Source organism: Roseovarius halophilus (ex Wu et al. 2025), assembly GCF_047086965.1.
The window spans coordinates 1-1,399 of record NZ_JBKOTX010000463.1; the positions used below are offsets into that span (position 1 = coordinate 1).

General features: G+C 67.3%; 2 protein-coding genes. Both read right to left on the minus strand.

The features are described from left to right. A partial coding sequence (locus ACH107_RS32840; RefSeq protein WP_412509783.1) for an adenosine kinase occupies nucleotides 1-917 on the minus strand: 917 nt, incomplete at its 3' end. A 13-nt stretch (nucleotides 918-930) separates the two neighbouring features. Next, nucleotides 931-1,399: adenosylhomocysteinase (locus ACH107_RS32845; protein WP_412509784.1), on the minus strand; the 469-nt coding region annotated here is incomplete at its 5' end.

Below are 1,399 nucleotides of genomic sequence, written 5' to 3' on the forward strand. Positions count from 1 at the left end.
AGCCGGGCGCCCATGGCCCCGGCGCGGTCCACCGCCTGCCCCTGCGCCAGCCCGGCCAGAAAGCCGCTGGCATAGGCGTCGCCCGCGCCGGTGGTGTCAACGACACGGGCGATGGGGTCGGCGGCAACGTGATGGCGCGCCCGCGCGTCGCCGACCCAGGACCCCTTGTCGTGTTCGGTCACCGCGGCGATTTCGACCTTCGACAAGGCCCAGTCGAGCCCCGCCTCGGCCCCGTCGCAGCCACCCAGGGCGCAGATTTCGACATGATTGCCGACAAGGATGTCGACATGGGTGTCGATCAGATCCCGCATGGCGGCGAGATTGCGCTCGACGCAGCCCGCGTCCGACGGGGTCATGGCGACGCGCGCGCCGGCCGCCTTTGCGGCACGGGCCAGGGTCTCGATCACCTCGGCGCCCTGCGGGGCGTCCCAGATGTAGCCCTCGATGAACAGGATGTCGAACTCCTCGGGCAGGGCCACCCGCGCCTCGGAGGGCATCAATGTGACGGCAGCCCCCAGGTAGGTGCTCATGGTACGTTCGCCATCAGGGGTGACGAGGACCACGCAGCGCCCGGTGCCGTGGTCGTCGTTGTGCGACACGGCCACCGGGGCGGCCAGGTCCAGCCCCACCATTTCGCGGCAGAAGGTATCGCCCAGGTCGTCATCGGCGACCTTGCCGATGTAGGTTCCGCGCACTGGCGTTTCCGCCAGATGCGCGATGGTATTGGCGACCGAGCCGCCGGACTGCCGCACGCCCGGTCCGACCTCTTCGAAAAGCGCGTGGGCGGCCTCGGCCCCGACCAGGTGCATGCCCCCCGGTGTCAGCCCGTGGCGGCCGACCACCTCGGGCTCCACGGCGGCGACGACATCGACCAGGGCATTGCCCAGGCCGACGATATGCGGTGTGCGTTCACTCATGGCTCATTCTCCCTCAATACCTGTAGTGTTCCGGTTTGAAGGGGCCTTCGGGTTTGACGCCGATGTAGGCGGCCTGTTCGGGGTCGAGCTTGGAGAGTTTGACGCCGATGCGCTCGAGGTGGAGGCGGGCGACCTTCTCGTCGAGGTGCTTGGGCAGGATGTAGACGCCGGGGGCGTAGTCCGCGCCATTGGTCCAGAGCTCAATCTGGGCCAGAACCTGGTTGGTGAAGCTCGCCGACATCACGAAGGAGGGGTGCCCGGTGGCATTGCCCAGGTTCAGCAGGCGCCCTTCGGAGAGCAGCAGGATCCGGTTGCCCGAGGGCATCTCGATCATGTCCACCTGTTCCTTGATGTTGGTCCACTTGTGGTTCTTCAGCGTGGCCACCTGGATCTCGTTGTCGAAATGGCCGATGTTGCCGACGATGGCCATGTCCTTCATCGCGCGCATGTGCTCGATGCGGATCACGTCGCGATTGCCGGTG